5 protein-coding genes, 4 tRNA genes and 1 rRNA gene are annotated in these 4,534 nt (G+C 59.0%); all 10 read left to right on the top strand.

The features are described from left to right. Nucleotides 1-151: 151 nt before the first annotated feature. Nucleotides 152-267, top strand: a 5S ribosomal RNA gene (gene rrf / locus BLP65_RS16485). Nucleotides 268-449: 182 nt separating this feature from the next. Beyond that, nucleotides 450-899 (top strand): universal stress protein, encoded by a 450-nt coding sequence (locus BLP65_RS16480; protein ID WP_092999402.1) that lies wholly within the window; start codon nt 450-452, stop codon nt 897-899. Nucleotides 900-904: 5 nt separating this feature from the next. Then, nucleotides 905-1,891 carry a bifunctional biotin--[acetyl-CoA-carboxylase] ligase/biotin operon repressor BirA gene (birA, locus tag BLP65_RS16475; protein WP_175452630.1) on the top strand — a complete coding sequence of 329 codons (987 nt, stop codon included), beginning with the start codon at nt 905-907 and terminating at the stop codon, nt 1,889-1,891. Beyond that, the gene (locus BLP65_RS16470) at nt 1,891-2,643 is read left to right on the top strand and encodes a type III pantothenate kinase (protein ID WP_092999398.1); all 753 of its coding nucleotides are present in this window, start codon (nt 1,891-1,893) and stop codon (nt 2,641-2,643) included. Before birA ends, BLP65_RS16470 begins: the two co-directional genes overlap by 1 nt. Next, complete coding sequence (locus BLP65_RS16465) at nt 2,640-3,386, top strand: SPOR domain-containing protein (protein ID WP_092999396.1); 747 nt, start codon at nt 2,640-2,642, stop codon at nt 3,384-3,386. The genes BLP65_RS16470 and BLP65_RS16465 overlap by 4 nt, the downstream gene beginning before the upstream one ends. Before the next feature lie 83 nt (nt 3,387-3,469). After that, nucleotides 3,470-3,545 (top strand) — tRNA-Thr (locus BLP65_RS16460). 117 nt (nt 3,546-3,662) lie between these two features. Continuing rightward, nucleotides 3,663-3,747 (top strand) — tRNA-Tyr (locus BLP65_RS16455). A 91-nt stretch (nt 3,748-3,838) separates the two neighbouring features. Then, nucleotides 3,839-3,912, top strand: a tRNA-Gly gene (locus tag BLP65_RS16450). 95 nt (nt 3,913-4,007) lie between these two features. Further along, nucleotides 4,008-4,083, top strand: a tRNA-Thr gene (locus tag BLP65_RS16445). A 51-nt stretch (nt 4,084-4,134) separates the two neighbouring features. Next, a partial coding sequence (locus BLP65_RS16440; protein WP_139181549.1) for a GTP-binding protein occupies nt 4,135-4,534 on the top strand: 400 nt, incomplete at its 3' end.

Below are 4,534 nucleotides of genomic sequence, written 5' to 3'. Positions count from 1 at the left end.
GCTAACCAGTACTAATTGCCCGTGAGGCTTGACCATATAACACCCAAGCAGTTTGGTGTTTCGGTCGAATGCCGGACCCTTTTTTTGATGTACAGCAACTTCCCAGAACAAGGTCGATGACGCGACAGATGCGTCATTGACGAACGGTTTGCCTGGCGGCCATAGCGAATGGGAACCACCCGAACCCATGCCGAACTCGGAAGTGAAACCATTCAGCGCCGATGATAGTGCGGGGCTTCCCCGTGTGAAAGTAGGTCACTGCCAGGCTTTATAACAAGAAGGCCCCAGCACATTGTGCTGGGGCCTTTTTCTTTGGGTGAACAATTGGTGCAGTTTACGCCCGAGGGGCTCAAGCTGGCCGACTACTGCCCCCTTTTCTGAAAACCCGCTCTTAACGAAACGGCAGGGCAGGTGTAGATTATGTGTGGATTCACGATCAGGAGAAGGTTGTGTCCGGATACCGAAAAATCTTGCTTGCCGTGGATTTCACCGATGAGGCGGATCGGGTCTGTGAACGGGCCCTGTCCCTGGCAAACCTGTACGATGCTGAACTCTACCTCGTGCATGTGATCGAGCCCCTCATCATTGATCCGGCATACGATATCCTGCCGGCCCTTCCGGCAGGCTTCGAAAAAGAGTTGGCCGATAACGCCAGAGAGCGACTTCGGGAAATTGGCCACCGCCTCGGGATACCTGAAAACAGGCAAGCCGTAAAATTGGGCTCCACCAAAGCGGGTATTATTGGCCAGGCTGAAGAACTGGGCTGTGATCTTATCGTTCTGGGCAGTCACGGACGGCACGGGCCTGCGCTTTTGCTTGGCTCGACGGCCAATGCCGTGTTGCACAGCGCCTCCTGTGATGTGCTGGCGGTCAGGATTCACGACCAGTCGGGTGAATAACTGCTTTGAACGGTGAGCCGGGCGAAATTATCGAGCGTCTGGTCAGGCTGCTTGCGGATGGCCGATTCCACTCCGGGGAAGAACTTGGGCACTTGATGGGTATTAGCCGTGCAGCCGTATGGAAACGTCTGCAGCAGCTCGAGCCTTTGGGCCTATCCGTGCATTCAGTGCGTGGCCGTGGCCACCGGCTCGCGAAACCACTCGATCTTCTGAACCGTCAACGGATATTGGCGGGTATGGATGCCCGTGTCCTTGATCGGTGCGTCGGGCTCGACCTCAAATTTGCGGTCGATTCGACAAGTGCCCATCTGGGCCGGGTGGCCGGCGAGCACCCATCGGGCCACATCTGCCTGACGGAGTACCAAACGGCGGGCCGCGGGCGGCGGGGCCGGCGCTGGATCTCACCTTTCGGCTCCAATCTCTATTTTTCACTGCTTTGGCGTTTTCAAGGGGCCGGGCAGCTCGGCGGGCTCAGTCTCGCCGTGGCCGTTGCTGTCATCGAGGCCCTTGAGAGTGTCGGGGCGGCCCGGCTGGTACTCAAGTGGCCCAACGATGTGCTGTACGAGGATCGCAAGTTGGCCGGAATCCTGATCGAGGTAGCCGGTGAGGCAACGGGTGAGTGTCAGGTGATTGTGGGGATCGGAGTGAATATCGGGATGCCTTTACTGGATGGCAATCGAATCGATCAACCTTGGGCGGATCTCACGGAAACCGGCGCGCGCCTCGACAGGAATGGCACCGCGAGTGCGCTGATCGGGAGTTTGGTGCAGAGTCTGGAGCGGTTCGAACGATACGGATTACCCTGCTTTCTGAACGCCTGGCGAGCCCGGGATGCCCTTTATGGGCAACCGGTGACCGTTCAGTTCACCGATAGCGAGCTTGTCGGCATCGGGCGGGGAATTGATGAGGCAGGGCAGTTTCTGGTGGAACATGAGGAAGGAACCGAGAGGTTGAGCTATGGTGAGGTCAGCATCCGAAGGTGGGCAAGCTGATGCTCCTGGCGATTGACCTGGGCAATACCCGGCTCAAATGGGGAGTGTTTGACGAGGGGGGGCTGCAAGGGATGGGCGCGCAGCCCCTTTCGTTCGCCTTGGAACCGGAGGATTGGAGCGGCTTGCACGGAGTGGGCCGCCCCGAGCGGGTGGCCATCGCATCGGTTGGTGGAGAGTTGCGGGTTGCAGCCCTGCAGGAGTGGTTGACCCGGCAGTGGCAATGCCCCGTCCTGCGGCTGCAAAGCACTGCACATGCGGCGGGGGTGGCCAATGGCTATCGTGAACCGGCGAGACTGGGGGTGGATCGCTGGGCTGCACTGATAGCGGCCCGCTCACTTTCGACTGCGCCCACAGTCGTGGTGGATGCGGGTTCTGCCTGTACGATAGATGCCATGGATAGCGCAGGCCGGCATAAAGGCGGCTGGATTGCACCCGGACTGCGCTTGATGGAGTCGGCCTTGCTCGAGGGTACTCGGGAAGTGTCGATCGCATCGGAGTCGATCCTGGCGGTGGAATGGGGTGTAGACACCACGCAGGGGGTAAAGGCCGGTCAGGAGGCGGCTTTGGCAGGAATGGTAGAGCGCGCAGTCCGACACCTTGAGCGCGAAGAAAAAGCGCCGGTTGAGTGCCTGCTAACCGGGGGGGACGGCGGACGTCTGAAATCGCTTGTCGAAACACCTTGTCGTTATGACCCTGCGTTGGTCCTTAAAGGTATCGCACGGCTGGCAGGTACGGAGGCGCTCTGGCGATGAGGGCACTTTTTTTATTACTGATAGCCGCCAACCTGGCCTACTTCGCGTGGGAAGGGGTTTATCGGCCCCGACAGACGCCACCGCCTGAGGTCAAGATGCCGGCTGTCGAAAGTCCGGGTGGCACTTTGACCTTGCTTAGCGAAGCCCCCGTGCTGCCCGACAAGAGGGTCGCCGGTGTGGCCAATCGAGACCCGGCCGTAGCCGAAGCCCCTGAGCAGGCGGAGGCGCTTCCCTCCGAAACGGAACACGAGTCTCCTGTTATCTTGCCCCCGGAATGTTATCGAATTGCCGGCTTCCGGGAAGCGACCGATGCTGATGCGCTGACCGCGGCCATTCAGCAGAATGGTGCGCGACTCTCGGGCCGAGGCGCCAGTCAGATGACTCGGCGCAATCACTGGGTGTTGATCCCGCCGGTTTCGTCCAGGACTGATGCGCGAAGGGTTATCCGTGAGCTGCAGGCCTTCGGCATGAATGATTTCTACCTCGTGCGTAACGGTGAATACGCAAACGCGATCTCGCTTGGGGTATTCTCTACCGAAGCAGCGGCCCTGCAGCGACTGAAACGGATCCGCGCACTCTCTCTCTCCGGTCCCAATCCCCGCCTCGACCGTAAGGAAATGACGGCCAAACGTTATTGGGTAGAGGTGCAGTGGTCGGGCGCCGAAGAGCCGCCTTGGGAAAACCTCGTTTCGGAGAATCCCGAAATCGATGTGACTCGTATCTCCTGCCGTTCACCACGCTAAACCGGTAACTCTATTTTCTCTCCAGAGGTTAGCGTTGCACCCGATAGGCTGCTAGAATACGCCGCCTCCAATGCGAGGCGTGTGCTGGCGTAGCTCAGTTGGTAGAGCAGCTGATTTGTAATCAGCCGGTCGGGGGTTCGAATCCTCTCGCCAGCTCCATTGTTGGAATCTGCCGTGGGCAGATGGGTGACGCAAACGCTGCCCAAGATGAGCAAGCGCGCTAATGGTCTGTTGACAAATAGGCGCAAGAGGCCCAAAATTGCGGGCTTACGTTTTGGAGGGGTTCCCGAGTGGCCAAAGGGGGCAGACTGTAAATCTGCTGGCTCAGCCTTCGGAGGTTCGAATCCTCCCCCCTCCACCAGACACAGTAGCAAGGTGCCAGGAACGAACACGGCCTGCTGCCCGGTAGTCCGGGCTACTGGCGATGAGGTCCTGGAACCTGGCCCTGAATTGCGGGTGTAGTTCAACGGTAGAACCTCAGCCTTCCAAGCTGATGACGTGGGTTCGATTCCCATCACCCGCTCCAAGCTGAGGTACGAGATTACGAGATACGAGATACGAGAGCGGTCGGACGGAAAAAAGCCGTTCGTATCCCGAACCTCGTATCTCGTACCTGTTTCTGCCCACATAGCTCAGTCGGTAGAGCACTTCCTTGGTAAGGAAGAGGTCACCGGTTCAAATCCGGTTGTGGGCTCCAGTTTATCCGATGTAACGAAAGACGTCTGAGCACCGGTAGGAGGTCGTCCGAATGTCCAAGGCAAAATTTGAGCGTAAAAAGCCGCACGTAAACGTAGGCACCATCGGTCACGTCGACCATGGCAAGACTACGCTGACCGCGGCCATCACCAAAGTGATGGGTGAAAAGTGGGGCGGCGAAGCCCAGGCTTTCGATATGATCGACTCCGCACCGGAAGAGAAAGCCCGTGGTATCACCATCGCCACGGCGCACGTCGAGTATGAGTCGGAAGCCCGGCACTACGCTCACGTGGACTGCCCCGGCCATGCTGACTACGTGAAGAACATGATCACCGGTGCGGCGCAGATGGACGGCGCCATTCTGGTGGTCTCGGCCGCTGACGGCCCCATGCCGCAGACGCGTGAGCACATCCTGCTGTCCCGTCAGGTCGGCGTTCCCTACATCGTCGTCT

Source organism: Thiohalomonas denitrificans (genome assembly GCF_900102855.1).
GTDB lineage: Bacteria > Pseudomonadota > Gammaproteobacteria > Thiohalomonadales > Thiohalomonadaceae > Thiohalomonas > Thiohalomonas denitrificans.
This window is presented reverse-complemented; position numbering and strand designations above follow the sequence as displayed.

Coding starts and splice junctions, on each gene's coding strand:
- BLP65_RS16470 (WP_092999398.1), top strand. CDS start 1,891: ATGCTCCTGGCGATTGACCTGGGCAATACCCGGCTCAAATGGGGAGTG.
- BLP65_RS16465 (WP_092999396.1), top strand. CDS start 2,640: ATGAGGGCACTTTTTTTATTACTGATAGCCGCCAACCTGGCCTACTTC.